General features: G+C 53.4%; 23 protein-coding genes and 1 rRNA gene. 21 read left to right on the forward strand and 3 right to left on the reverse strand.

Translation table 11 applies throughout. The features are described from left to right. Genes BM181_RS01005 through BM181_RS15690 form a run of 3 tightly spaced genes read left to right on the forward strand, consistent with a single transcriptional unit; the run spans window position 1 to window position 1,054 of the window. Complete coding sequence (locus BM181_RS01005) at window positions 1–402, forward strand: nucleoside 2-deoxyribosyltransferase (RefSeq protein ID WP_075441649.1); 402 nt, start codon at window positions 1–3, stop codon at window positions 400–402. A 35-nt stretch (window positions 403–437) separates the two neighbouring features. Beyond that, window positions 438–920, forward strand: a complete 483-nt coding sequence (locus tag BM181_RS01010; RefSeq protein ID WP_256211229.1) for a macro domain-containing protein — start codon at window positions 438–440, stop codon at window positions 918–920. Window positions 921–979: 59 nt separating this feature from the next. Next, window positions 980–1,054, forward strand: a complete 75-nt coding sequence (locus BM181_RS15690) for a DUF1848 family protein (RefSeq protein ID WP_075441651.1) — start codon at window positions 980–982, stop codon at window positions 1,052–1,054. A gap of 157 nt (window positions 1,055–1,211) precedes the next feature. On the opposite strand, the gene BM181_RS01020 is transcribed toward BM181_RS15690, so the two are convergent. Further along, window positions 1,212–1,454 (reverse strand): hypothetical protein, encoded by a 243-nt coding sequence (locus BM181_RS01020; RefSeq protein ID WP_033169553.1) that lies wholly within the window; start codon window positions 1,452–1,454, stop codon window positions 1,212–1,214. A 254-nt stretch (window positions 1,455–1,708) separates the two neighbouring features. Between BM181_RS01020 and pdxS the strand changes: the two genes are divergently transcribed. From pdxS to amrA, 7 genes are all read left to right on the forward strand, one after another. Beyond that, complete coding sequence (gene pdxS / locus BM181_RS01025; RefSeq protein ID WP_075441579.1) at window positions 1,709–2,602, forward strand: pyridoxal 5'-phosphate synthase lyase subunit PdxS; 894 nt, start codon at window positions 1,709–1,711, stop codon at window positions 2,600–2,602. 24 nt (window positions 2,603–2,626) lie between these two features. Beyond that, window positions 2,627–3,217 carry a pyridoxal 5'-phosphate synthase glutaminase subunit PdxT gene (pdxT, locus tag BM181_RS01030; protein ID WP_075441581.1) on the forward strand — a complete coding sequence of 197 codons (591 nt, stop codon included), beginning with the start codon at window positions 2,627–2,629 and terminating at the stop codon, window positions 3,215–3,217. A gap of 109 nt (window positions 3,218–3,326) precedes the next feature. Beyond that, complete coding sequence (crcB, locus tag BM181_RS01035) at window positions 3,327–3,716, forward strand: fluoride efflux transporter CrcB (protein ID WP_075441583.1); 390 nt, start codon at window positions 3,327–3,329, stop codon at window positions 3,714–3,716. Window positions 3,717–3,855: 139 nt separating this feature from the next. After that, the gene (locus BM181_RS01040) at window positions 3,856–4,212 is read left to right on the forward strand and encodes a hypothetical protein (RefSeq protein WP_075441585.1); all 357 of its coding nucleotides are present in this window, start codon (window positions 3,856–3,858) and stop codon (window positions 4,210–4,212) included. A 23-nt stretch (window positions 4,213–4,235) separates the two neighbouring features. Further along, complete coding sequence (locus BM181_RS01045; protein ID WP_075441587.1) at window positions 4,236–5,429, forward strand: DUF3322 and DUF2220 domain-containing protein; 1,194 nt, start codon at window positions 4,236–4,238, stop codon at window positions 5,427–5,429. Between the two features lie 30 nt (window positions 5,430–5,459). Beyond that, window positions 5,460–6,296, forward strand: a complete 837-nt coding sequence (gene amrS / locus BM181_RS01050; RefSeq protein ID WP_075441589.1) for an AmmeMemoRadiSam system radical SAM enzyme — start codon at window positions 5,460–5,462, stop codon at window positions 6,294–6,296. An 18-nt stretch (window positions 6,297–6,314) separates the two neighbouring features. Continuing rightward, the gene (gene amrA / locus BM181_RS01055) at window positions 6,315–7,700 is read left to right on the forward strand and encodes an AmmeMemoRadiSam system protein A (RefSeq protein WP_075441591.1); all 1,386 of its coding nucleotides are present in this window, start codon (window positions 6,315–6,317) and stop codon (window positions 7,698–7,700) included. An 84-nt stretch (window positions 7,701–7,784) separates the two neighbouring features. On the opposite strand, the gene BM181_RS01060 is transcribed toward amrA, so the two are convergent. Further along, the gene (locus BM181_RS01060; protein ID WP_369407307.1) at window positions 7,785–8,213 is read right to left on the reverse strand and encodes an Hsp20/alpha crystallin family protein; all 429 of its coding nucleotides are present in this window, start codon (window positions 8,211–8,213) and stop codon (window positions 7,785–7,787) included. 229 nt (window positions 8,214–8,442) lie between these two features. On the opposite strand from BM181_RS01060, the gene BM181_RS01065 reads away from it, so the two are divergent. The 10 genes from BM181_RS01065 to BM181_RS01110 all read left to right on the forward strand — a co-directional run bounded on the left by BM181_RS01065 (window position 8,443) and on the right by BM181_RS01110 (window position 22,866). Then, window positions 8,443–8,823, forward strand: a complete 381-nt coding sequence (locus BM181_RS01065; protein ID WP_075441595.1) for a methylglyoxal synthase — start codon at window positions 8,443–8,445, stop codon at window positions 8,821–8,823. Window positions 8,824–8,923: 100 nt separating this feature from the next. Next, on the forward strand, window positions 8,924–9,655 hold the full coding sequence (locus tag BM181_RS01070) for a DUF134 domain-containing protein (RefSeq protein WP_075441597.1): 732 nt from the start codon (window positions 8,924–8,926) through the stop codon (window positions 9,653–9,655). 49 nt (window positions 9,656–9,704) lie between these two features. Further along, entirely contained in the window at window positions 9,705–10,541 is an 837-nt protein-coding gene (locus BM181_RS01075; protein WP_075441599.1) for an Mrp/NBP35 family ATP-binding protein, read from the forward strand. Window positions 10,542–10,662: 121 nt separating this feature from the next. After that, a complete protein-coding gene (locus BM181_RS01080) occupies window positions 10,663–11,814 on the forward strand; it encodes an exonuclease SbcCD subunit D (protein ID WP_075441601.1) in 1,152 nt (383 codons plus the stop codon). Further along, window positions 11,811–14,999, forward strand: a complete 3,189-nt coding sequence (locus BM181_RS01085) for an AAA family ATPase (RefSeq protein WP_075441603.1) — start codon at window positions 11,811–11,813, stop codon at window positions 14,997–14,999. The genes BM181_RS01080 and BM181_RS01085 overlap by 4 nt, the downstream gene beginning before the upstream one ends. 81 nt (window positions 15,000–15,080) lie before the next feature. Then, the gene (locus BM181_RS01090; RefSeq protein ID WP_075441605.1) at window positions 15,081–16,133 is read left to right on the forward strand and encodes an AbrB family transcriptional regulator; all 1,053 of its coding nucleotides are present in this window, start codon (window positions 15,081–15,083) and stop codon (window positions 16,131–16,133) included. Window positions 16,134–16,153: 20 nt separating this feature from the next. Continuing rightward, entirely contained in the window at window positions 16,154–18,193 is a 2,040-nt protein-coding gene (locus tag BM181_RS01095; RefSeq protein WP_075441607.1) for a BRCT domain-containing protein, read from the forward strand. 80 nt (window positions 18,194–18,273) lie between these two features. Then, complete coding sequence (locus BM181_RS01100; protein WP_143092066.1) at window positions 18,274–18,504, forward strand: hypothetical protein; 231 nt, start codon at window positions 18,274–18,276, stop codon at window positions 18,502–18,504. Between the two features lie 150 nt (window positions 18,505–18,654). Then, complete coding sequence (locus tag BM181_RS01105) at window positions 18,655–18,933, forward strand: hypothetical protein (RefSeq protein WP_075441611.1); 279 nt, start codon at window positions 18,655–18,657, stop codon at window positions 18,931–18,933. A 285-nt stretch (window positions 18,934–19,218) separates the two neighbouring features. After that, entirely contained in the window at window positions 19,219–22,866 is a 3,648-nt protein-coding gene (locus BM181_RS01110; RefSeq protein ID WP_075441613.1) for an autotransporter outer membrane beta-barrel domain-containing protein, read from the forward strand. A gap of 75 nt (window positions 22,867–22,941) precedes the next feature. Here BM181_RS01110 and BM181_RS01115 read toward each other — a convergent pair whose 3' ends face one another. Beyond that, entirely contained in the window at window positions 22,942–23,199 is a 258-nt protein-coding gene (locus BM181_RS01115) for a chaperone NapD (protein ID WP_075441615.1), read from the reverse strand. 517 nt (window positions 23,200–23,716) lie between these two features. Between BM181_RS01115 and BM181_RS01120 the strand changes: the two genes are divergently transcribed. Then, a 16S ribosomal RNA gene (locus BM181_RS01120) occupies window positions 23,717–23,808 on the forward strand; the annotation flags it as partial.

Consider the following 23,808-nt stretch of genomic DNA (forward strand, 5'->3'; position numbering starts at 1 on the left):
ATGAAGATATATTTTGCTGGTTCCATCCGCGGCGGCCGACAGGATGCGGAGCTTTACCGCAAGGTCATAGCCGTCCTGAAGGAAAACCATCAGGTGCTCACGGAGCATGTGGGGGACTTGAGCCTGTCCACGGTGGAAGATAAAGGCGATAAGGCCATCTATGAGCAGGATACGGCCTGGCTCAGGGAATGTGATGTGGTAGTGGCTGAATGCACGCAGGTATCGCTGGGGGTGGGCTATGAGCTGGCCTATGCGGAGGCTCATGACAAGGAGGTCCATATCTTCTATCGCCCGCAGGCGGCGCAGCTGTCGGCGATGTTGGCGGGAAATGAAAGGTTCCATATTCATCGTTATGCCGAGGAAGAAGAGCTGCTGGCGCAGATAAGAACCTTGTGGGGTTGAGAAAGCCGGAAGGGAAATGTGAGGAGGTAGGCGTTATGACAAGGATAAGGACAGAGCTGGGCGATATTACTGCCAAGCATTATGCCGAGGCGATCGTCAATGCTGCCAATGAAAGTCTGCTGGGCGGTGGTGGCGTCGATGGTGCGATACATAGGGCTGCAGGGCCGGAGCTCCTGGCTGAGTGCCGGACACTTCATGGCTGCAAGACCGGGCAGGCAAAAATCACGAAGGCCTACCAGCTCCCTTGCGATTATGTCATCCATACGGTCGGTCCCGTCTGGCATGGCGGCAGCCAAGGCGAGGAAAAGCTATTGGCGGATTGTTATCGCCACTCGTTGGCACTGGCCATGGAGCATGGTATCCATAGTGTGGCGTTTCCTTCGATATCCACGGGGGGGCTATTCGTATCCGGTCCAGCAGGCGGCCGCGATTGCCGTGCGGACCGTCCGGGAATTCGTGGCCGGACACCCGCAGGCCTTTGCGGAAATCCTCTGGGTACTGTTCGATGCGCGGACTAAATTGGTCTACGATGGGGAGATTTACTGATGGGCGGGCGAAGGATGATTGAGGGTGTGCGATGATTATAAGTGCCAGCCGCCGGACGGATATCCCCGCTTTTTATGGGGATTGGTTTTGCGGCCCATGCGGATAGTTCTTCTCTTTTTACCGGGAAGCTGCTGGGGGACGAGCGTATTACCGAGCATGGAAAGCAGACAGGGAATCTGCTGCAGGAATAGAAAACCTCCCAGGAAGATGATGCATGCAGCTTGTTGCTGGCATGATTGCTTCCTTGGGAGGTTTTCTATCTGTCAGAGATAGGCGTCGTATTTTCCTGCATTGAAGTCGCAGGCTTCGGTGATGAAGTTGCAGTCGACCAGCAGGCTTTCGATTTTTTCTCGATGCTGATTGGCCTTATGCAGTCTGGCCAGCTCCTTGATATCGTCGTCGGTGAAGCACCAGCCGATGTCCATGGAGAGGTCTTCCCCCTCTTCGACGGAGGCCAGGGCGGCTGACCAATCCTGGCGGATCTCTTCGTCACGTTCTTTTGTCATAAAATGTCCTCCTGTTCGCAATAGAAATGTATTTGGTTCTAGGATAGCAGGCAATTTTTAAAGACAGCTTATCAATATTTCAGAGAATCATTAGGGTTATATTTTTTGTCAGAGGCCAGTAAGGCCAGATTTCCAGTTGCTATGGGAATCTGGCCTTTTGTTATATTTTCATTCTGGTTATTTTTATATAGTCAGTTTAGCGCTATCCTAAGGGTGTTCCGTTCATTTCTGGATAATGCAAAGGAGACTTGGCTATGGCAGAGAAAACAGAAAGTATTGGCAATCGTTATGAACTCAATAAGAATTTGGCGCAGATGCTCAAGGGTGGCGTGATCATGGATGTGACGACGCCAGAGCAGGCAAAGATTGCGGAGGAGGCAGGTGCCTGCGCCGTTATGGCGCTGGAGCGTATTCCCGCCGATATCCGCGCGGCAGGCGGTGTGGCCCGCATGAGCGATCCGGCGATGATCCGTGGCATCCAGGAGGCCGTGAGTATCCCCGTCATGGCCAAGTGCCGCATTGGTCATATCGTCGAGGCGCAGCTGCTGCAGGCCATCGAAATCGACTATATCGATGAGAGTGAGGTCTTGTCCCCGGCAGACGATGTCTATCATATCGACAAGCGGAAGTTTGCCGTGCCCTTTGTCTGCGGTGCCCGTGACCTTGGCGAGGCCCTGCGCCGCATCAGCGAGGGCGCGGCAATGATCCGCACGAAGGGGGAGCCGGGGACCGGCGATGTGGTGCAGGCCGTGCACCACATGCGGAAAATCAATCAGCAAATGGCGGCCATCGCTTCCCTGCGGGAGGATGAACTTTTCGAGGCGGCTAAAAAGTATCAGGTTCCCTATGATCTGGTGGCTTACGTGCATGAACATAAAAAACTGCCGGTGGTCAATTTCGCTGCTGGCGGCGTGGCGACCCCAGCCGATGCAGCTTTGATGATGCAGCTGGGAGCCGAGGGCGTGTTTGTCGGCTCGGGCATCTTCAAGTCGGGGAATCCGGCCAAGCGGGCGGCAGCTATCGTGCAGGCAGTCACCAATTACGAGGATGCAGGGCTCATCGCAAGGCTTTCGGAAAATCTCGGCGAGGCTATGGTGGGCATCAATGCCGATGAGATTGAGCTGCTCATGGCAGAGCGTGGCAGATAAAGAGGTGAGAGGAGGTTGGACAAAATGACGATTGGCATTCTAGCCTTGCAGGGGGCCTTTGCTGAGCACGAGGCAATGCTGGAAGCACTGGCGGCAGATTACCGGGAAATCCGTCAGCGCAAGGATTTGACCGATGATCTCGCTGGCATAATCCTTCCAGGTGGCGAAAGTACCGTACAGAGCAAGCTCCTGCATGAATTGGGACTGTTTGAACCGTTGCGGCGGAAAATCCTCCAAGGGCTGCCCGTGCTGGCGACTTGTGCAGGACTTATCCTGCTGGCCCAGGAGGTCAGCAATGATGAGCCTTCGATGGCAACCCTTCCCGTACGGGTACGGCGCAATGCCTATGGCAGGCAGTTGGGCAGTTTTGCGAGGGCTGGTGATGTGGCCGATTTGCGGGGATTTCCGCTGCGGTTCATTCGCGCTCCCTATATCGAAGCATGTCTTGACAAGAAGGTGCAGGTGTTGAACGAGACGGAAGGACATATCACAGCGGTGCGGTATCACAATCAGCTGGCCATGGCTTTCCATCCGGAGCTGACCCGTGACCTGCGGATCCATTCCTTTTTCCTGGATATGGTGGCGAAACGCAAAGAGCTTGCGCTGGGCGCATAAAAGAAGCTGGCTGTTGGCCAGCTTTTTTTCGTGGAAACAGGCAAGAGATGATATAATTAGGGAAAGACGAAGTATCAGCGTATGAATAGAAAGCAGGATAGGAAAGACAATGGCGTATTTCTATGTGTTTATTGGCGGCGGACTGGGGGCCGTGTGCCGTTATGGCGTGACGACGACGGTGGGTATGCTGCTCGGGGGGATGTTTCCCTGGGGAACGCTTGTCGTCAATCTGGTGGGAAGTCTGCTGATGGGGTTGGTGATTGGGGCATTATTGCCACTGGCCAAGTCCTTGCAGCTGCTGCCCGAATCGCTGCGGTTGCTCTTGACCGTAGGGTTCCTGGGGGGCTTTACGACGTTTTCGTCCTTCAGCATGGAGACGCTGACGCTGCTGCGGGGTGATAGTTTTTTCCTGGCGGCGGTCAATGTGGTGGGCAGTATTGTGCTGGGATTGGCGGCAGCTTATATCGGCTATCAGCTGGCGATGGTATTTCAGCGCTGAGGGAGAATTTCTATGGATGTAATAGATTTTTCGGCGGCCCGCCAGCGGCGGCTGGCGGCGATGGCGCGGACCAAGGCCGGGCCTCAGGCGCGGTTTGCTGCCATGCAGGGAGGCGCTCAGTCAGGATGAGCTGACGGCTATGGGGCGAATTGTCCAGCAGCATGCCCTGCGGCTGGCCTATCGCATCGTGGCCGCAAGCCCTGTATGGGGGAAGCCCGAAGAAGCGGAGCCGTTGCGGGTTTGGACAGAGCTGGAGGCAGTGGTGCCGGTGCTAGCGGATCTGATCATGGCGGAAAGCTATATGCCAGCGACGGTACGCATGGCAGGCACGCGTCTGACCGCCAATGAGGTCGGCCTATGGGCTGCGCGCCGTATGGTGCTCGACTATCTGCTGATATTGACTGACGACAACAGCCGCCCTGACGATTGGCTCGATATCCGCGACAGGGAACCACTGCGCAATGTATTTGCGTATTTAGGCTATGCGATGGATTGACTTACAGGAGAGACGGTGAGGAAATGACGAAGGCATATGACGAGGAACTGCGCGCGAAACTATTGGGCAAGAACGGCCGGAAATTACCAGCCCTTTGGCTGACAGCGTTACGGGAGGAGCCATTTTCCTATTCCTACAAATTGACAGAGCCAGACGAGCTCGCAAGTAGTGTGGGGCAGCTCCACAAACGGGCGGAATGGGCAGCCTTTTGGAAGCAGTCAAAGGAGCCTTGGCGAGTCGAAACCGCCAATCGCAAGCCCAAAGGCTTGGGGATTCAGCATGATTATCCCGTACGGATTCATTTCGATTCGGCGGTGGATGTTCTTTGTTATTTAGGTGAGGCTAAGGATTTCAGGGTGTTTTGCCAGTGCGTGGAGAAAATCAAGGCCGATTATCCGGCGGTGTTGCCGGCCTGTGTCATGGTACGCGAGAAAATCTTGGCGGATGAGCATATGGCGGAAATGATTTACCGGATTGCCCAGTATTTTTCGGGCACGCCCAAGACAAATTGTTATTTGCGGGAACTGGATATCCCGTATGTCGATACGAAATTCATCGAGGATAATCAGAAACTTACGGCCGCTGTGTTTTTTGCGGTACGTCCGAATCTCACTGGCAAGACCTTCGACGATTTTTGCCAGGCGCTTTCCCTTACGAAATCTGCTCCCTCGCCAAATATCTATGTGCGGTCGTTAGATGCCCGCAAGACCTTTGCGGGGCTGCGGGAAATCGTGGTTACGGCACAGCAGCTGGCAAAGCTGGATTTGACTTTTGGCCGCGTGTTCATAACCGAAAACAAAATCAATGGCTATGTGTTTCCCGAGGTGGAGGATGGTTTGATTTTGTTTGGGGCAGGCAATGGCATTCTGAGCGATTTGCAGGAAATCTCTTGGCTGAAAAAGCAGTCCGCCTTATGGTATTGGGGTGATATGGACCGCAATGGTTTTGCGATCTTAGCGCGGGTGCGGCAGAAATATCCCCAGGTAAAATCTTTTTTGATGGCGAAGGATATCGCGGCAAGATATCGTCATTTTATGGTGGCAGATACGGGAAATGAATGGGCAATGCCGGATGCGTTGACCGGGGAGGAGCAGGCTTGCTGGCAGTATTTGACTTGTCAGCCAGCGGCAGCCAAGCGTTTAGAGCAGGAGAAGATTCCAGCGTTTGAAGTAAGGGCGGCCTTGGATCGTCTGTTGGGACAGAAAGGCGGCAAATAAGCGGAAGCGGTTAGACACGCAGCAGGGGGGATGGCGATGGTTCGGGTAGTATGCGATTTATGCCCGCGAGGCTGCCAGCTGGCCGAGGGACAGGTGGGCTGGTGCCGGGGGCGGATTTGCCGTGAGGGGAAAGTGGTAGCACAGAATTATGGCCGGCTGACCTCGGTGGCCTTAGACCCCATTGAGAAAAAGCCCTTGGCTCGTTTCCATCCCGGGAGCTATATCTTATCTGTCGGCAGCTTTGGCTGCAATCTGCGCTGTCCGTTCTGCCAGAATCACGGGATATCACAGGCGGGAGCAGAGTTTGCCACGCAGGATGTGATGCCAGCAGATCTCGTGGACTTGGCCAAGGAGCTGGCGGCCAGGCCCGCAGGCAATCTCGGCGTGGCGTTCACCTACAATGAGCCGCTTATAGGCTATGAATTCGTGCGTGATACGGCAAAGCTGCTGCATGAGGCGGGGCTCAAGGTGGTACTGGTGACCAACGGTATGATAAATGCAGGGCCCTTCCAGGCACTGCTGCCACTGGTGGATGCCTTCAATATCGACTTGAAGGGCTGGCGGCAGCAAGTCTATGATGTCTGCGGCGGCAGTCTGGCGGCGGTGAAGCAGAATATCGCGGCGGCAGCAGCCGTGACGCATGTGGAGGTGACGACATTGGTGGTGCCGGGGCTCAATGACAGTGCCACGGAAATGGCTGCGGAAGCAGAATGGCTGGCGTCGTTATCGGTGGACTTGCCGCTGCATGTGAGCCGGTATTTTCCGCGCTGGCAGTCGGAGGTGCCAGCGACACCAGTGGCTGTCGTCTACAAGCTGGCGGAGGTGGCGCGCAGCTCACTGCGCTATGTGTATACGGGGAATTGCTGATTGTGAGGGGGGATCACTATGGGGATAATGGCAGCGATGGCGGTGCCGCATCCGCCGCTTATCATTCCAGAGGTCGGACGCGGACAGGAACGGGGAATCGCCAAGACCGTGGAGGCATATGAAAAGGTGATGGCGCGGGCGGCTGCCCTGCAGCCTGATCTGGTGATTGTCGTAAGTCCGCATTCGGTCATGTATGCGGATTACTGCCATATATCGCCGGGCACTGGTGCGGCTGGCGATTTCGGCCGATTCGGAGCACCGGCGGTGAAGGTTTCGGCTGCCTACGATGCGGAGTTCGTTGCAGCGCTGAGCGAGGCGTGTGCGGCAGCGGATATTCCCGCCGGGACCTTGGGGGAGAAGAATCCGGCCCTTGACCATGGCACAATGATTCCGCTGTATTTCCTGCAGAAGCATTGGCAGCGATTCCAGGCAGTGCGCATTGGCATCGGCGGGGTGCCGGCGCGCGAGCACTATCGGCTCGGGCAACAGCTGGCGGCTGTGGCTGAGCGCTTGGGACGGCGGGCGGTCCTGGTGGCCAGCGGCGATTGGTCGCACAAGCTCAAGGCCGACGGTCCTTACGGTTTTGCTGCGGAGGGGCCGGTGCTGGATGAGAAGCTGGCCAAGGATCTCGGGGCGGCTGATTTCCTGTCGCTGCTGACGACGCCGGCCGAACTGGCGGAAAAGGCAGCCGAGTGTGGCCTGCGGGCGTTCTGGATCCTGGCTGGTGCTATGGACCGCCGCCAGGTGAAGGCGGAGCTGCTGTCCTATGAGGGACCGTTTGGCGTTGGTTATGGCGTGGCGTTCTTCTGGCCTGGCGGGGCAGATGCATCGCGTGCCATCGGCGAGCAATTGGTACGGCAGGAGCAGGCGGAGCTCGCACGCTGCCGTGCTCAGGAAGATGCCTGGGTGCGGCTGGCGCGGCACAGTCTGGAGACGTATGTGAAGACGAAGTCATATGCTTCGCTGCCAGAGGACTTGCCAGCAGAAATCCTGTCGGGGCATGCGGGAGCCTTCGTCTCTATCCATAAGGATGGAGCCTTGCGTGGGTGCATTGGCACCATCCTGCCGGTGCGGGCGAATCTGGCAGAGGAAATCCTCTATAATGCCGTTTCGGCTGGCACGCGCGATCCGCGTTTTGCGGCTGTCCAGCCAGCAGAACTTGATCAGCTTGTCTACAAGGTCGATGTCCTGACTGAGCCCGAGCCGATTGCATCAAGTGCAGAGCTCGATGTCAAACGGTATGGTGTCATCGTGCAGTGCGGCGAACGCCGTGGGTTGCTCTTGCCAGATCTGGATGGTGTTGACACGGTGGAGCAGCAGCTTGCTATTGCGCGCCGCAAGGGGAACATCGGTGAGGAGGAAGCGTGCCAGCTTTGGCGGTTTGAGGTCGTGCGCCATCATTGACATGTCAAAAGGGGCGCCAGATAGGAGAATCTATCTGGCGCCCCTTCGTTTGGGGAGCAGTTGACCGGTCAGATCGTGTCAACATTACTCAATGGTGCGGATGGGAATCTGTTTCGGCGTATCGATTGTCGCAGCTGACTTGGGCAGCGTGACGGTCAGGATGCCGTTCTGGAATTCAGCCGTGCACCGGCTCTCTTCGATGTTGTCGATGTAGAACGAGCGGCTCATGCTGCCACTGTACCGTTCCCGGCGAATGTAGTTGCCATGTTCGTCCTTTTCGTCGTGCGACTCCTCTTTCTTGGTAGAAATCGTGAGGTAGTTGTTCTGGTAGGTGAGATTTATATCATCTTTCGTCAGACCGGGGAGTTCAGCTTTGAGCTCATAACTCGTGCCATTGTCCTTCACATCGACTTTGAAGGAGCTGCCAGTGAAGCCTGCATCCTTGAACAAGGTGGAAAGCGGCTGGTTCATGAAGTCGAAGAGGCGATCGAAATCGTCATCTACCGTTGCCATCGTGTTTCTTCTGCCAAATGGAATTAACCCAAACATAAAATCGATCCCCTTTCATAAAGAAGTGTGAAATATCTTTTTCAATTCTTATTATAGTCTTAAAGGTCAAAAAGTCAATAGGTCAAAATACAGTTTTTCATAAACTTTTTGCCATCAAAAAAGGATATAGAAAGAACTTTACAGAATAAATAACAGAAATTGTTTTATCTATCTATTTGAGAGGAGTCTTGTTATGCAGACCATTGCGCTTATTGCACACGACAAAAAGAAAGATGAGATGCTTGATTTTGTGGGGCATCATAAGGATTTGCTGCAGCATTTCCATCTGATTGCTACGCGGACGACCGGTACGCTTATCAATGAGAACTATCAGCTCGATGTGGAGACGATGATGTCTGGCCCGCTGGGCGGCGATCAGCAGATTGGTGCGCGGGTGGCTACGGAGCAGGTTGACTATGTGATTTTTCTGCGCGATCCGTTGACGTCGCAGCCGCATGAGCCGGATATCAATGCGCTGCTCAGATTATGCGATGTTCACGATATCCCGCTGGCAACGAATCGCAAGAGTGCGCATATCCTGCTGCAGTACGCTGACAAGAAACTGCAAGGCTGAAAACCTTTCGTGGGGATGGACAGAAAAAGATAGTTATTGACATATGACAAAATAGAGTTATAATTTATTTAGTGACATATGTCAATAAAAGGAGGCCGTTATGGCGAGACCGGCAAAGAAGAAGAAGATTTGCTCATTGCCTGCGTATCAGGAGTTTGGTGCCGGAGAGGCCGCGAAGGATAAGCCGATAGTGTTTATGCCGGTGGAAGAATATGAGACGATACGTCTTATGGACTACCATGGCATGAACCAGCAGGAGTGTTCCGAGCAGATGGGGGTAGCCAGGACTACCGTTCAGGCGCTTTACACGGCGGCGCGTAAGCGCATTGCCTCCTGTCTGGTCGAAGGCCGGCCGCTCAAGATTACTGGCGGCGACTATGAGATCTGTCAAGAAGATGAGGATTGCTTGCGCAGTCGTCATTGTCCCTATAGAAAGAAAGGATGTATTAAGATGAAGATTGCAGTGACTTATGATAATGGCCAGATTTTCCAGCATTTTGGCAAGACGAGTGAGTTCAAGGTATATACGGTTGAGGACAACAAGGTAGTCAGCGCTGAAGTTATCGGTACGAATGGTCAGGGCCACGGTGCACTGGCTGGCATCCTGCAGCAGCAGGCTATCGATACGCTGATTTGCGGTGGCATCGGCGCTGGTGCGCAGAATGCACTGGCTGCTGCTGGTATTACCCTTTATGGCGGCTGCAATGGCTCGGCAGATGAGGCTGTGGAGGCACTGCTGGCAGGTTCGCTCGATTACAATCCGGCTGTTCATTGCAATCATCATGGTCATGGTGAGGCAGGCCATACCTGCGGTGACCATGGCTGCCATTAATTGCAGCAAATAATGTGTTTTATAAGGAGCAGTTTAGGAGGCTAATCGTATGGCAGAAGAATGCAATCATGATTGCAGTTCGTGTGGGACAACCTGCGGATCGGATACGCGTAAGAAAGATATGCATGAGGCTCCGCATGAGCTCAGTGAGATCCGTCACGTTATTGCAGTGGTAAGCGGCAAAGGCGGCGTTGGCAAATCCCTCGTCACGGGTCTGCTTTCGGAGGCTATGTCGCGCAAAGGCCGCCATGTCGGCATCATCGATGCGGATATCACAGGTCCTTCGATTCCGAAGATGTTTGGTGTCAGTGCTGAAATCTGTGGCAGTGAGGCTGGGGCTTATCCGGCGACGACGTCTGGCGGTATCGATATCGTCAGCATGAATCTGCTGCTTGAGAACGGCAGTGACCCGGTGGTTTGGCGCGGCCCGATTCTCAGCGGTGTCGTCAAGCAGTTCTGGCATGATTTCATCTGGAATGATATCGACTATATGTTCATCGATATGCCGCCGGGGACTGGCGATGTGCCGTTGACGGTCATGCAGTCGATCAAGCTGGATGGCATTGTCATCGTCACGAGCCCACAGGAGCTCGTCTCGATGATTGTCGAAAAGGCTGTCAAGATGGCATCGGCGATGAATGTGCCGATCCTGGGCCTCGTGGAGAATATGAGCTACTTCCAGTGCCCGGATTGTGGCAAGAAACATGAGATTTTCGGCAAGAGCCATCTGCAGGAGATTGCCGATCAGTATAAGCTCGAGATCCTGGGGCGCATCCCGATGGATCCGAGGCTTGCGGCTGAGTGCGATGCTGGCCAGGTGGAAACGCTGGAGAACATCTACTTACAGGATGCTGCCGAGAAGCTCTTGCAGCTGGAGAAGGATTGAGGCAGTTGCCTGACCGATAAAGATAAGCAGGAAAATCATCTGCGGGTGATTTTCCTGCTTTTGTTTTTTAGCCATGGTATACTGGTAGCAGAGAATTATCGTGGACGAAAAGAGGGAGATTATGCGTTTTTTTCATCTTTCCGATTTGCATATCGGTTTGAAACTGATGAATCATGATCTGGCAGAGGATCAGGAACATATCCTGCAGGAGATTGTCCGGCTGGCAGAGGAGCGGCAGCCGGATGCCATAGTGATTGCCGGGGATATCTATGACAAGGCGGTTCCCTCGGCTGAGGCAGTGGCGCGGTTTGACCGGTTTGTCACAGCGCTGGCACGGAGAGTGCCGCAGGCAGAGATCATGATGATTTCGGGCAACCATGATAGTGCAGAGCGTGTCAATGTATTCCGGCAGGTACTGGCCCGGCAGCACATCCATATGATCGGCCGTCCGCCTGCGCTGCCTGCCGAGACGATTGCCAAGGTCACTTTGACGGACGAGTATGGGCCGGTGAATTTTTATCTACTGCCCTTTGTGAAGCCGTCGATGGTCAAGCTGATTACGGGGACGGACAAGGATGGCAACAATTTCTCGTATGATGAGGCGGTGCATCGGCTGATCTTACGGGAGGAGCTGGCAGAGCAGGAACGCAATGTATTGGTCAGCCATCAGTTTTACTTGTCCACAGGGAAGGACGATACCATCGAACGGTCGGCATCGGAGCTGGTCACCGTCGGCAATATCGACTCGGTGCAGGGAGATATCCTGAACCGCTTTGATTATGCGGCGCTTGGTCATATCCATAAGGCACAGCGGTTGAATGGCAGGGATTGCTGCCGCTATTGCGGCACGCCGCTGGCTTGTTCGTTCAGTGAGGAGGGACAGCAGAAGGGCGTGATAGAGGTGGAGCTGGGGGCGAAGGGCGACGTGGCGACGACGGTCCTGCCCTTGAAGCCTTTGCGGCAGGTGCGTACCATCAAGGATACGCTGGCCAATGTGCTCGCACAGCCATCCGGGGATTATGTCAGCATCACGCTCACCGATGCGGATGATTACCTGGCGGGAGATACGCGGGACAGGCTTATGGCCTGTTTCCCGCACTTGCTGCATGTGGGACGTGAGAACAGGGAGCAGGCGGATTACCCACTGGAAAGGGAAATGGCAGTGCAGCTTTCGCCCTTCGATCTCTGCCGGGATTTCCTGCAGGATATGGATGCGGAGGAAGAGACGCTGTTGGCGTCGGTCATCAATGAGGTACAGGAGGCTGGAAAATGAAACCGATCCAATTGACGATACAGGCCTTCGGTTCCTATGGGGAACGGGCGGTCATTGATTTCACGAAACCGACCCAGAATCTTTTTTTGGTGACGGGGGATACCGGTGCGGGCAAGACGACGATCTTTGATGCAATCGTCTATGCGCTGTATGGCGATAAGAGCGAGAAGAATGACCGCAAGAATGCGGCCATTCCGAATCTGCAGAGCCAGTATGCGGCGCTGGATGTGACGCCATTTGTGGAGCTGGCCTTCAGCGAGACGGTGGGGGGACAGGAGCAGATCTATATCGTGCACCGTGTCCCGAATCATCGGCGCAAGACCAAGCGCGGTAATGCGGAGACCGGGGAGAAGGAGTCGGTGACGCTCACGCTGCCGGACCATACGGATTATCCGGGCAATAAGGATGCCATCAATGCCAAGCTCCGGGAACTTGTCGGCCTGACGAAGGAACAGTTCATGCAGGTCGGCATGATTGCGCAGGGGGATTTCATGCGCATCCTGCGCGCGCCGACGAGTGATAAACGGGAAATCTTCCGCCGCTTGTTCCATACGGAAATCTTCGAGGAGATTGTCAGCCGGTTGGGCGAGCGCAACAATCAGTATCGCGAAGCGCTGCAGAATATCCTGCAAGTCTGCAAGGCCAGGGCCGAGGACATCATCATTCCGGCAAACTTCGTTGAGCAGACGGGGATGGAGGAACTCCTGCGCAAGATACGCAAGGATAAGACGCCAAGCCTGGTCGATTTCGAGACACTGCAGACCTACCTGGCGGCAGCCTGCGATGTACTGGCGCATGAGGCAGAAAAGGCGTCGGCCGAGTCTGAGGCTGCGCAGCAGGCTTACGATGCGGGCAATGTCGAGCTGACAAAGGCCGAGGCCGTGAAGCGGGCCTTTGACCAGCTGGCGGAGGCCAGGGAAAGCTGGCAGGGCTATAAGCAGCAGGAGGCAGCCATGGCGGAGGCGGAGAGCTGTGCACGGAGAATCCGGGCGGCCTATGCCATCCAGAATGCGTACAAGGCTTGGGAAAGCCAGCAGAAGGTGGTAGCAGATACTGAAGATCTGCAGCAGCAGCAGCAAAAGGCTCTGCCGGAACTTCGCCAGCAGTCAGCTGCCGCGGCGACAGCTGTGACGGCGGCCAAGGCGGAGCAGGATAAGGCGGCTGAAGTCTTTGGCCAGGTGCAGGCTGAGGTCAAGGCGGCGCTGGATATCTTCGCTGAAGTGGCGGCGAAAAATGAGGAGCTGCAAAAGGCTGCCCAGGCTGCGCAGGTGGCAGAAGCTGCCGCGGAGCAGGCCCGGCAGAAGCTGGCTGCTTATCAGGAACAGGCCGGGGGCTGGCAGCAGCAGGTGAAGGCGCTGCCAGAGGCAAGAATAAAGCAGGGCCAGCTCGAGCAGCAAAAGCAGGCGTTCTTGCAATACGAGGCTGAGGTCAACGATGGCATCAATCTGGGCAAAAAGATGAAAAAGGCAGAGGAGACAGCAGAAGGCGCCAAGGTGCTGTTCCAGGAGGCCCAGCGGCTCTATCAGGAGAAGCAGGTGCGGTATGAGCGGGAACAGCAGGTATTCCTCAATGCGCAGGCGGGAATCCTCGCAGAATCCCTGGTCAGCGGCCAGCCATGCCCAGTCTGTGGCTCCCTCGAGCACCCGCATCCCCATGTACTGGCCGAGGCGGCGAAGCCCTTGGCACGGGAAGACTTGGAGCGGCTGGCCGCTGAGGTGGCGGAGCTTAACAATAAGCAGCAGAAAGCCGCTGCGGATTCCGGCGAGGCAAAAGTCAATTTTGACAAGTCAAAAGAGCAGTTTGACATGTCACTGGCGAAACTGCGCCAAAAGGTACCTGGCTGTGAGAGGGCAGCTACGCTGAACGAGATCTATCAGAAAGTCCGCCAGCAGCTGGCAGCCTGCGAGGAGGATATGCGCAAGCTGACCGGTCAGATCGGGACGCTGGAAGAAATCCAGCAGCAGCTTGACAAGTCAGCGGAAATGCTCAAGAAGCTGCAGGACGATAAAGATGCGTTGACGGAAAAGTGCCAGCAGGCCAGGAACCAGCAGGATACTGCTGCCAAGACACGGCAGCTGCTGCTCGGCAAGCTGTCCTTTGCGACACGGGAGGAGGCCGAAAGCACAAGAGCAAAGGCCAAGGACGGACTTACTAGGTGCGAAGAAGCCTATGGCCGCGCCGACCAGGTGGCCAAGGAACTACAGGCAAAGCTGGCTGAGGCACAGACCATCCTCAACCGCTGCCAGCAGGAACTGCCGGACAAGCAGCATAAGAGCCAGGAACTGCAGCTTGCTTATCAGCAGGCTTTGCAGGAAAAAGGCTTGAGCGAAGAGAACTGGCAGGCAGTTGCCGGCGCGTATGAGGAAAAACGCGCAGAGACGATGCAGCAGGAAGTCCAGGCCTGGCGTGATGCATATCATGCGGCAGCAGGCAGGCTGGAGGCTGCTGAGAAGGTCGTGGCAGGGCAGACGCTGCCCGATGTCGGAACGCTCCGGGAAAAGCGCGAGGCTGCGCGGGCCAGTCTGGCCCAGGCGGCGGAGCGGCTGGCACGCATCAATGGGCAGGCCGACTGCGACAAGCGGGCACTGGAGTATCTCAGGCAGCAGCTGGATTCGCGCGCGGCGCTGGGCAAGACGGCGCGCAGTGTCAGCAATCTGTATGAGAGGCTATCGGGCAAACGCAGCGGGGCTCGCATGGATATCGAGACGTATGTCCAGCGCTGCTATCTGCAACAGATCCTGAGTGCGGCCAATCGCCGGTTCCGTGCGATGTCGGGCAATCAGTTCGAGCTGCAGATGCTCGATGATGCAGAGGCGGCACGCGGGGGCAACCATGGCCTTGATCTGAAGGTGTTCCATACCGTCACAGGGAAGGATCGGGCGATCCAGACCTTGTCCGGTGGCGAGTCGTTCATGGCGGCGCTGTCGCTGGCGCTAGGGCTTTCGGATCAGATCCAGGCCAACCGGACGTCCATCCATCTTGATGTGCTGTTCATCGACGAGGGCTTTGGCTCGCTGGATGACAACGCCCGCAATGAGGCGGTGCGCGTCCTGCAGAAGATGGCCGGTGGCTCCAAGCTCGTCGGCATCATCTCGCATGTGACGGAACTCAAACAGGAAATCGACAATCAGCTCGTGGTGACGAAGGGCGACAAGGGCAGCCATGTCCAATGGCAGATCAGTTGATTCGCCTGGAAGCGCTGGCTTATCCTGTGGATTGCGATTATAATGTAGGTAGCAATGAAATGAAGAGAGGCTTGGCTCATTATGGCGTATATCCGTACGATAATCGCCGCTGTAATCGGCGGCGTGCTGTTTTCGCTTATCCATGCGCCGTTGCCATGGACGTTGGGGCCTATCGTCAGCGTGGCTTTGGTGGGATTGGTGCAGAAGCAGCCGATGGTCTGGAATCTGCAGGTGCGCAATGCTGCCCTTGTCCTGCTGGGCTATGCGATGGGGCGCCCCTTTACGCTGGCGACGCTGCAGGCAATCGCTGAGCAGCTGCCGCTGATGCTGCTGGCGACGCTGGTCACGGTCAGTGCCGGCGTATTCACGGGCTGGATCATGTATCGACAGACGAAGATAAACTTCACGAGCTGCCTGCTTGGCTGCGTGCCGGGTGGGCTGTCCCAGATGGTCGTATTGGCGGCTGAGATGAAGGATGTGGATCTGACGGCCGTGACCATCATGCAGACACTGCGCATGCTGGCGGTGGTATTCACGATCCCGTTCCTGACCATCCATATCCTGACGGACGGATCGGTGGGGGAAGGTGCCTGGGAGGCAGCGCTGCAGGCTGCTGATATGACGACAGCCTTGGTGTTTGCCTTGGTGGCCGTTGCGGGAGCTGTGGTGGGGACTAAACTCCACCTGCCTACGGCGGCGATGCTCGGGCCAATCCTGGTGACGGCTGGTTTTGCCATTGCGACGGGCCTGCCGGCTCCGGCGGTCCCCCAGCCGCTTCTTTATGCAGCCCAGCTCTGCGTCGGGGCATTCATCGGGATGAGCATTGAGCTGCAGCGCATCGTAAGCTATCAAGGCATGGGGCCGGTGCTTATCGGTGGCGTGCTGCTGGTCCTGCTGGTTTCGATGGGGATGGGAACAGCTGTGGCGGTGCTGACCGGGGAGTCGTTTGCTACTGCTTTTCTGAGCACGGCCCCGGGCGGCCTCACGGAGATGGGAATCACAGCCTTGACCGTTGGCGCCAATATCTCGACAATGACTGCGTATCAGCTTACGCGCTTGTTGTTCATCATGCTGGTATTCCCGTATATCGCCAAGGGGATTGTAGCAATTTATCAGAAAAAATATGTCAAGTGAAATAGGAGAGCAATAGTTATATGACACGTGAAGAGCACTTAGCGCAGATAAAGAAAGCCGATGCGGTGTATTATGGCGATTCGGGCGAGGTTATCCTGTCCGATGCAGAATACGATGCCCTGCGCCGCGATTATATCGAAAAGTATGGCAGCGAGGATCTCGACTATGTGCCCGGGGCTGACCTGGGGGAGGCGAAGTTCCAGCATCCGCATGAAGCGAAGTCGCTAGCGAAAATCGATGAGACGGAGACGGATAAACTGCTGGCGTATCTGGAAAAATTCCAGCCCGTCGCCGTCGAGCCAAAACTCGATGGCTGCAGCATTGTTGTCTATCCGCACAATGGCGAGCCGATGTACGTGACGCGCGGTGGTGGAGATGAGGGCGATATCCTCACGCGGTTCCCCAGCCATCCGCGGGATGTGGCGTATACCGCGGAATATCCTATCCGCGGCGAAGTCTATATGGATTTTGCGGCTTTTGAACAGATGAATGTTGAGCTTGAGGCGCAGCAGGAAAAGAAACGGGCGAATCCGCGCAACAGCGTGAATCCCATCCTCACGGGCGGTAAGCATCCGGAGTTCGTCAAATACCTGAGCTTCCAGGCGTATGATGTCATGGGCGTGGACTGGAGCGAGTCGGAAAAGATGGATTATATCCTGGTGCATACCCCTTTTGCGGTTTCGCCGATGCTGACTTTTGCGGAGAAGACACCCGCAGAGATTGCAGCAGCGATACCGGCCATCTATCAGGATTATGAGCAGAACCTTGGCTATCCGATTGACGGCTTGGTCATCAAATGTGACTGGTCCGATTCGCTGCAGAAGTTTGGGACGACGGACCATCATGACAACAATGCCATTGCCTGGAAACCGAGCCAGATCCCTGTCAGCAGTGTGGTGCGCGATGTGCATTGGCAGGTCGGCAAAACTGGTGCGCTGACGCCGGTGGCTGATATCGAGCCAGTGGATATCCTCGGAACGGTCGTGTCAAATGTCAACCTGCACAACATGAATGTCGTGAAACGGCTCGGCGGTGTGGCGATTGGCGATAAGGTTGGCGTCATCAAGGCCAAGCTTATCATCCCGCAGCTCGTCATTGTTTATGAGCATAATGGCGGGGTGGCAATCGAGGCCATCGATACTTGCCCATACTGCCATGCCCCGCTGGAACAGCGGGAGAATGCGGCTTCGGCCGATGAGGATGATACGAATCTCTTCTGCGTCAATCCGCACTGCCAGGAACGCATCGCACAACAGATCGGTTTTTTGGCTAAACGCAATGTGCTGGATATCAGTGATTTATCCGTTGACCGCGCAAGGGCTATCGTGCGTACTTTCCCCGCTAAGGCCGAGGCGGCTGGCCCGTATATGATTTTCACGCTGACGGCAGATGAGATTCGTGAAGCCATCATCACGCCATTTGCCGAATTGACATCGACGAAGCAGAAAATTGCAGCGGAAGCACAGAAGGGCCATGTGATTACGGCAGCCGATCTCAAGGATACACGTGATTTGAAGAGCCCGGACAAGTTGAAAGAGGCAATCGATGCAGCTTTGGCAGCAGTGGATATCCCGCGGTTTGTCAAGGCATTGCTGTTCGATGGGATTGGCGATAATGTCGGCAAGCTGCTGGCAGAAAGATACCAGACCGCAGCAGCCATCCTGGAAGCCGTGGAGCGCAAGGATGCGTTTCAGGAAATCGATGGCATCGGCCCGCGCACCGAAGAGATCCTGCAGAGCGATACCTTCCACGACCGCTTTGCCACATTGCTGCGCTATATAAAACCGCAGGACTATGTGGTGCAGGCTGTCGATACGGAGGCGCTGCCATATGCGGGCAAGGTCTTTGTGCTGACTGGCAAAGATCCTGACGGGCAGCCGCGCAGCTTCTACAAGGGGCTTATCGAGGCGGCGGGCGCGAAGATGGCAGCTGCCGTCAGCGGCAATACGGATTACCTGGTGATTGCCGACCCTGCCAGCACGTCGAGCAAAGCAGTCAAGGCAAGGAAGCTGGGGACCAAGCTGATCTCTTATCAGGAGGCTGCGGCGATGCTGCAGTGATTTTTCTGGGGGAGAAGGTTTTTCCTGGGGGACGACGAAATAGTATATACAGAGAAAAAATGACAATGGGGGGCATTTATATGACAGATGTGAAGCAACCGGTACGTGAAGCCTTGGAACAGCTCAAGGAACGGCAGTCGTTTGAGAGCAGTTATGCGGAAATCAATAAATTCCATATGATGATCAATACGTTTGCCAATCTGGCGCGGGCGTGTGATTTGATGGCCGAGGAAATCGCAGAGCAGACTGGCAGGAAAAGCGAGGAAGTTCTGGCGGAATACTATCAGCGGGTCGGCATACTCGACGATTGATGTACAGAATATAGTCTGGATGACAGTAGTTGTCCAGACTATATTTTTTTGCGATAATAATCAAAATAATCTATCTTTTCGAGGAGATTTATGCGATAATATAAGTAGGAATATGAATATCCGCCTATAGACAAGAGGAGGATGATTAACATGGATGTCAGCTTGGAAATCCGGACGGAATCTATTGCAGCGGCACCGCGTGTTAATATTGATGAGGCGAGGACAAGCCGCTATGGCCCACGGCGCACGCGCAAGGAAAAGGAACTGGGACAGGAAGGTACGACTGATAATAACGCCTATAAAGTAGAGATAACCAGGGGGTACCGTTCGCCGCTCAGCGAAGCGTTTTCACGGTTGTCGTCTGAGCAAATGGAAATCTTTCGTGCTGGTGTTGTACGCGGGAGCGAACGCATGCATAAGGGTGCCTGATACGAATGGATATTGTGGAAAGTATCCGTGCGGTGTCCACTGGCAGGGCCAAGGTGTATGAAAAATATCTTATAAGAGTGATCCCCGGTATACAATAAAATGTATGCCGGGGATTATTTTTATAGGAGTTCGATAAAGCAGGTAAATGCAGGATCTTTAACGAATAGTAAAGATAATTCCGAGTTAGCAAAGATGCCGACAGGAAGGGACTGATCCAAGGAGATGGAACAGCAGACGCGCAGGAATGATGTACCGTAAGGGTGAGGGGAGAGAAGGAGCGATACTATGAAAAGATCTCAGAAACTGGCAATTTTGGCAGCGCTGGTTATGGGCGTTAACTTTTACAGTCATGCGTCGGCATCGGATACGGACTATGTTTACTTCAATGGCCAAAAATTTATTGAGTTTGAATTCTTTAATGAGGGGGAATTTGGGTCACAGTATACTTTGTCGGAACTATTAAGAGAGGGGACAAAGTCTGCGACATCCTATTGGTCGGGGATACTTGCTCCGCGGTCAAAATTTTCTTCTCCCTGGCAGATTTTTGTTAAAACGCAGAAAAATTTTCAAAATGCCGGGGCGATAACCTACTCCTTAAAAGGGCAAAAAGTGATTACGGATAATTATCCGGCTTTGATGATGCAGAATGGGAAAAAACTGAATACCTATGATATGAAAAAATTAGCAGGAATAGTAATTCCAGATAGCCTTTCCGATGAAGCGCGATTCAAACTGATGGGAAACTACGTCGAAAAGAATGCGCCGGGGGGAGATGCCGGACTTTCACATGTTCTTATCGGGCAGCACTTTGGAGCAGAACGTACTGGAGCGAAGGCAGAGGATGGCTGGTGGGTGGATCCAGATACCATTTTGCCCACCAATGAGCAGGCAACGGATTTGGTGGCGACTTTCCGCCATGAACTGGGGCATGCGCTGGGCATTCTCATTGCAAGAAAAACTTGCGACTGGGATGGCAATGTAACAGAAAAGGATGTTCCGTATGGCAAAGGGAAAAGCGCGAAAGTTTTATATAAATTCGCAGATGATATTACCGACAAAAATAGCTGGTCTATGCATCTAGTGGATAAAAACGGCAACCATGCCAAGCCAGGCATGATGATTGTGACAACAGATGGGTTTAATATCATCAAAAAAAATAAGCCCGGAGCTGTACAAAAGGATTATTTTATCGTTGATGATGGTGATTTTGCCTATTTTGTGGGGAATCATGTAACGGAGGCTCTGGCAGGGGCAAAGTTTAATGGTGTTTCAGGGCTGCCTGTAAACGCATGGGAAAGCGGCGATATTTTTGAAGGCTCGCATCTGCAGACGGCCGGTATGATGAGCCATCGTCAATATACCAATTACACCGGCTTTATGGAAGCGGAATTGGCCGTGATGCAGGATTTGGGTTATGATATTGACCGCAAGGCCTATTTTGGCTATTCCGTTTACGGCAATAACCAGACGATTAACAATACCCACGGGTATTCGGCGCGTAATGCGGCGGGGACAGCATATACCTCAGCTTACAGTGTGGTGCCACTGGGCATTGGCCTGCATGTATATGGTGCCGGGAATACCATTACGCAGTCGGCAAATATTCTGACGAAGGGTACAGGGGCAGCGGGCATTCGCGTTGATGGCGAAAAAAATACGATAAATGTACCGCAATCAACGGAAATACATGCGGACGGGATAAATGGCAAAGGTGTTCTTGTTGCCTATGGATGTAATCAAAATCTGAATCTGGCGGGCAAGGTAACGGCTAGCGGCAGTGGTGGCAATGCTGTTGAATTTAATTTTGGTTCCAGTTCCAATGGTGCCGACGATGAATACCGTGGCTCTTATATTCGGTATGAGCGGAAAGTGGATAGTAAAACGGGTAATATTACAAAAGGTACAAACTTAACGTTGAACGCTATGGATAATAACACCTATAATGCTTCTGCCAATGAGCTAATTGGGGAAATGATAACCGATTTCAACCTGTCCGGCAAAATCACAGGTGGCGAAAATGCCATTTATATTGGCCGGAATGCCTTTGTCAAGAATATCAACGTTAAAAATGGCGCAGAAATCAAGGGAAATATCAAGTCAGAATGGAAACATTTTTCTAAGGACTATGGTTTTTGGGATGAGGAAACGGAAACCCCCTATCTGGATGAAGAGAAAAAAACAGACACGAGTATAATCGAGCCGCTTAGAATTCAGTACAACGGCAAAACATACGTTTATAACCAATATATCCCCGACTTGGTAACGAATCTGAACTTTAATGGGGATATAAACTACAGCGGTAATATCACAGGTGTAGATAATATGAAGGTCAGTGTCACCGGTGGAAAGCTTACCTATGGCGGCAAGGCTGATGTAGTAAATGTGAAAGTCGAAGAAGATGCTTATCTGCATGGTGGTACATTTACGGTCAAAGACATGAAGTCGAAGCTCGACACTGACACCGGCAAATTTATCAATCATGGTACGATTGGCGCAGCCTCGGCAGATACCAATCAAGTGATCCATGGCAAACTTGAGTCCGATGGCATTCTTGAAGCTTATGCTGGCGGTAAAAAAGGTCAGATTGTGGTTGATGGAACGGCCGATGTCAATGGTTCTATAGTATCAGCTACAAATGCCCTGCCCGGTGAGAAATTGACAGTGTTGACAGCCGGAACGGTAAACGGCACCTTGGACAACACTGCAGGAAAGCCCTATGAAGCTTCGGGTATGCTCTCAACGACAGGAAAAATAAAAAATAATATAGTAGAGGTCACTAGTCAGGCTGCCAACAATCTGGGAGAAATGACTGCACAGCAGGCCGAAGCCTATGAGGCCATGAATACCATGCAGAAAAGTCTGGATGGGGATGTCCGCAGGGCAGAGATGCGTCCTCTTTACAGCCTCAATGCGAATGATGCCAAGCAGGCCCTTACACAAATCAGCTCCTCGGCAGGGCCGCAGATGGTATCCATGGCGCAGCAGAGCACTTTGGTCAGCCGGGTGATTTCTGACCGTCTGAGCACGGCTTTTTCCATGCAGCCAGTAGAAGTGACTGTTCCGGTGAGTCATTTGGCCGACAGCGATAAGGCTGATGATGGCATCAAGATGAATATGGAATTGCCTGTAGCTCAGGATAACAATGCTTGGGTGAAGTTCACCAAGAACTGGGGAAATCTCAAAGGTGGGGCAAACTATCATGGCAGCGGAATCTCTGGCGGCTATGACCGCTGGATGAATGAAAACTGGCGGGGTGGTGTGTTCCTAAGCTACCAGGCTATGGGATTAGGGGCAGAGTCTGGTAGTGCGAATGTCTATGACACCCGGTTTGGCGTTTATGCGGGCTACCATAAGGATGCTGCCGATGCGTATATCTATGCCGACTATGGCTGGGTCAGAAACAAACTGCACCGTGGTATTGGCATGCTGGGACTGGGAGCAGAAGCCAAGTATAATGCCAATCTGGTAGAGATCGGTGGAGAATATAAGTATGACCTGCATGCCAGCGACGGCAAGATCTGGCATGCAAGCCCCTATGCAGGATTGCAGGTTTCCTGGATGAACCAGGACGCTTATAAAGAAAATGGAGCAGGTACTTTCAATCAGCATGTGGCAGGGATGAACAATACTTATGTAGCCGGCCAGCTGGGGCTGGAACTCAAGCGCTATCTGCAACGTGGCAACTATGGTCTGCGCTTTGGCGTAAAGCATGCTTTTGCAGGAGCAGATCCGGAACTTTCCTTCCGCTATGAGGGCTATGATGGCAAGTCCTACACCCTGCGCAACAGCCAGGATAAAACGCATTTCTTATTTTCGCTGCTGGGAGAAACAGAGTTTGCTAAGGGATGGTTCTTGAATGGCGAAGCCCAGCTTCAAAAAGGAGCCCATGACAAGGATATTTCTGCATCTGTCCAATTCAAACGGGTGTGGTGATGGCGTGATATAGTCTGAAAGCAAAAAAACGGTTCACAGACTTGGAACAGTCAGCGAACCGTTTTTTTGCTTAGTTTAGTTTTGGGAATCGTCGGTATCATCTTCATCGGCAGTGGTGACATAGCTGGGAAGAACGCCGAGTATGCCGGGAATCTTTTCCAAGTCAAAACAGAGCTGCTGGAGTTTGGTCAGGCTAGATTCTTCAGCGACAAGGATAAGTTCGCCGGTTGGCGTTGTTTTTTCAATGTTAAGCTGAGAAAAGCTGCTAAGCGAAGCTTGAACCTGTTCAGCCTTGCCTGGTTCAAGCTGCAGGATGAGACTTGCAATTGCCATAAATATTCTCCTTTGTATCAAAGATACTTATATTCTAGCATAGGGCTGGAAAAAAATGAAGAAAAATGCAAATAGGGTGTTGACAAGATACGCTGAGCCGTGTAATATAATACAAGTCGTCAGCAAATAGCACAAGCTGCTGAAGGGCGGCAAGAAATCACTCCGTTGTTGGAGCGTTGAAAACTTCAAAAAAGTTCTTGACAATCACAAACGGATGCGATATGATGTAAAAGCTGAATCGAGCGGAACTTCGAAATGTTCTGACAGATAAAGCGAGATTGTTCTCTGAAAACTAAACAATGCAGAATGAATCATGCAACATGATTCAAGCCAGATGTTAGATGAAACTTCGGTTTCATAATCAAAACATCGATTGGTATGAACAACATAGCAATCGGCAATTTCTTTTAAGCAGCGAACAGCAATTTTAATTGCTTGTGAGTCGCTTACGCAAATTACTTCAGTAATTTGTGAACCATAGAATAATTGAGAGCTTGATTGAGTTCTTCAATATAATTTATTGGAGAGTTTGATCCTGGCTCAGGACGAACGCTGGCGGCGTGCTTAACACATGCAAGTCGAACGAGACGATTGAAAGCTTGCTTTTGA

This window comes from Pseudoselenomonas ruminantium (genome assembly GCF_900113715.1).
Classification (GTDB): domain Bacteria; phylum Bacillota; class Negativicutes; order Selenomonadales; family Selenomonadaceae; genus Selenomonas_A; species Selenomonas_A caprae.

Coding starts and splice junctions, on each gene's coding strand:
- BM181_RS01005 (WP_075441649.1), top strand. CDS start 1: ATGAAGATATATTTTGCTGGTTCCATCCGCGGCGGCCGACAGGATGCG.
- BM181_RS01010 (WP_256211229.1), top strand. CDS start 438: ATGACAAGGATAAGGACAGAGCTGGGCGATATTACTGCCAAGCATTAT.
- BM181_RS01020 (WP_033169553.1), bottom strand. CDS start 1,454: ATGACAAAAGAACGTGACGAAGAGATCCGCCAGGATTGGTCAGCCGCC.
- pdxS (WP_075441579.1), top strand. CDS start 1,709: ATGGCAGAGAAAACAGAAAGTATTGGCAATCGTTATGAACTCAATAAG.
- pdxT (WP_075441581.1), top strand. CDS start 2,627: ATGACGATTGGCATTCTAGCCTTGCAGGGGGCCTTTGCTGAGCACGAG.
- crcB (WP_075441583.1), top strand. CDS start 3,327: ATGGCGTATTTCTATGTGTTTATTGGCGGCGGACTGGGGGCCGTGTGC.
- BM181_RS01040 (WP_075441585.1), top strand. CDS start 3,856: ATGGGGCGAATTGTCCAGCAGCATGCCCTGCGGCTGGCCTATCGCATC.
- BM181_RS01045 (WP_075441587.1), top strand. CDS start 4,236: ATGACGAAGGCATATGACGAGGAACTGCGCGCGAAACTATTGGGCAAG.
- amrS (WP_075441589.1), top strand. CDS start 5,460: ATGGCGATGGTTCGGGTAGTATGCGATTTATGCCCGCGAGGCTGCCAG.
- amrA (WP_075441591.1), top strand. CDS start 6,315: ATGGGGATAATGGCAGCGATGGCGGTGCCGCATCCGCCGCTTATCATT.
- BM181_RS01060 (WP_369407307.1), bottom strand. CDS start 8,213: ATGGCAACGGTAGATGACGATTTCGATCGCCTCTTCGACTTCATGAAC.
- BM181_RS01065 (WP_075441595.1), top strand. CDS start 8,443: ATGCAGACCATTGCGCTTATTGCACACGACAAAAAGAAAGATGAGATG.
- BM181_RS01070 (WP_075441597.1), top strand. CDS start 8,924: ATGGCGAGACCGGCAAAGAAGAAGAAGATTTGCTCATTGCCTGCGTAT.
- BM181_RS01075 (WP_075441599.1), top strand. CDS start 9,705: ATGGCAGAAGAATGCAATCATGATTGCAGTTCGTGTGGGACAACCTGC.
- BM181_RS01080 (WP_075441601.1), top strand. CDS start 10,663: ATGCGTTTTTTTCATCTTTCCGATTTGCATATCGGTTTGAAACTGATG.
- BM181_RS01085 (WP_075441603.1), top strand. CDS start 11,811: ATGAAACCGATCCAATTGACGATACAGGCCTTCGGTTCCTATGGGGAA.
- BM181_RS01090 (WP_075441605.1), top strand. CDS start 15,081: ATGGCGTATATCCGTACGATAATCGCCGCTGTAATCGGCGGCGTGCTG.
- BM181_RS01095 (WP_075441607.1), top strand. CDS start 16,154: ATGACACGTGAAGAGCACTTAGCGCAGATAAAGAAAGCCGATGCGGTG.
- BM181_RS01100 (WP_143092066.1), top strand. CDS start 18,274: ATGACAGATGTGAAGCAACCGGTACGTGAAGCCTTGGAACAGCTCAAG.
- BM181_RS01105 (WP_075441611.1), top strand. CDS start 18,655: ATGGATGTCAGCTTGGAAATCCGGACGGAATCTATTGCAGCGGCACCG.
- BM181_RS01110 (WP_075441613.1), top strand. CDS start 19,219: ATGAAAAGATCTCAGAAACTGGCAATTTTGGCAGCGCTGGTTATGGGC.
- BM181_RS01115 (WP_075441615.1), bottom strand. CDS start 23,199: ATGGCAATTGCAAGTCTCATCCTGCAGCTTGAACCAGGCAAGGCTGAA.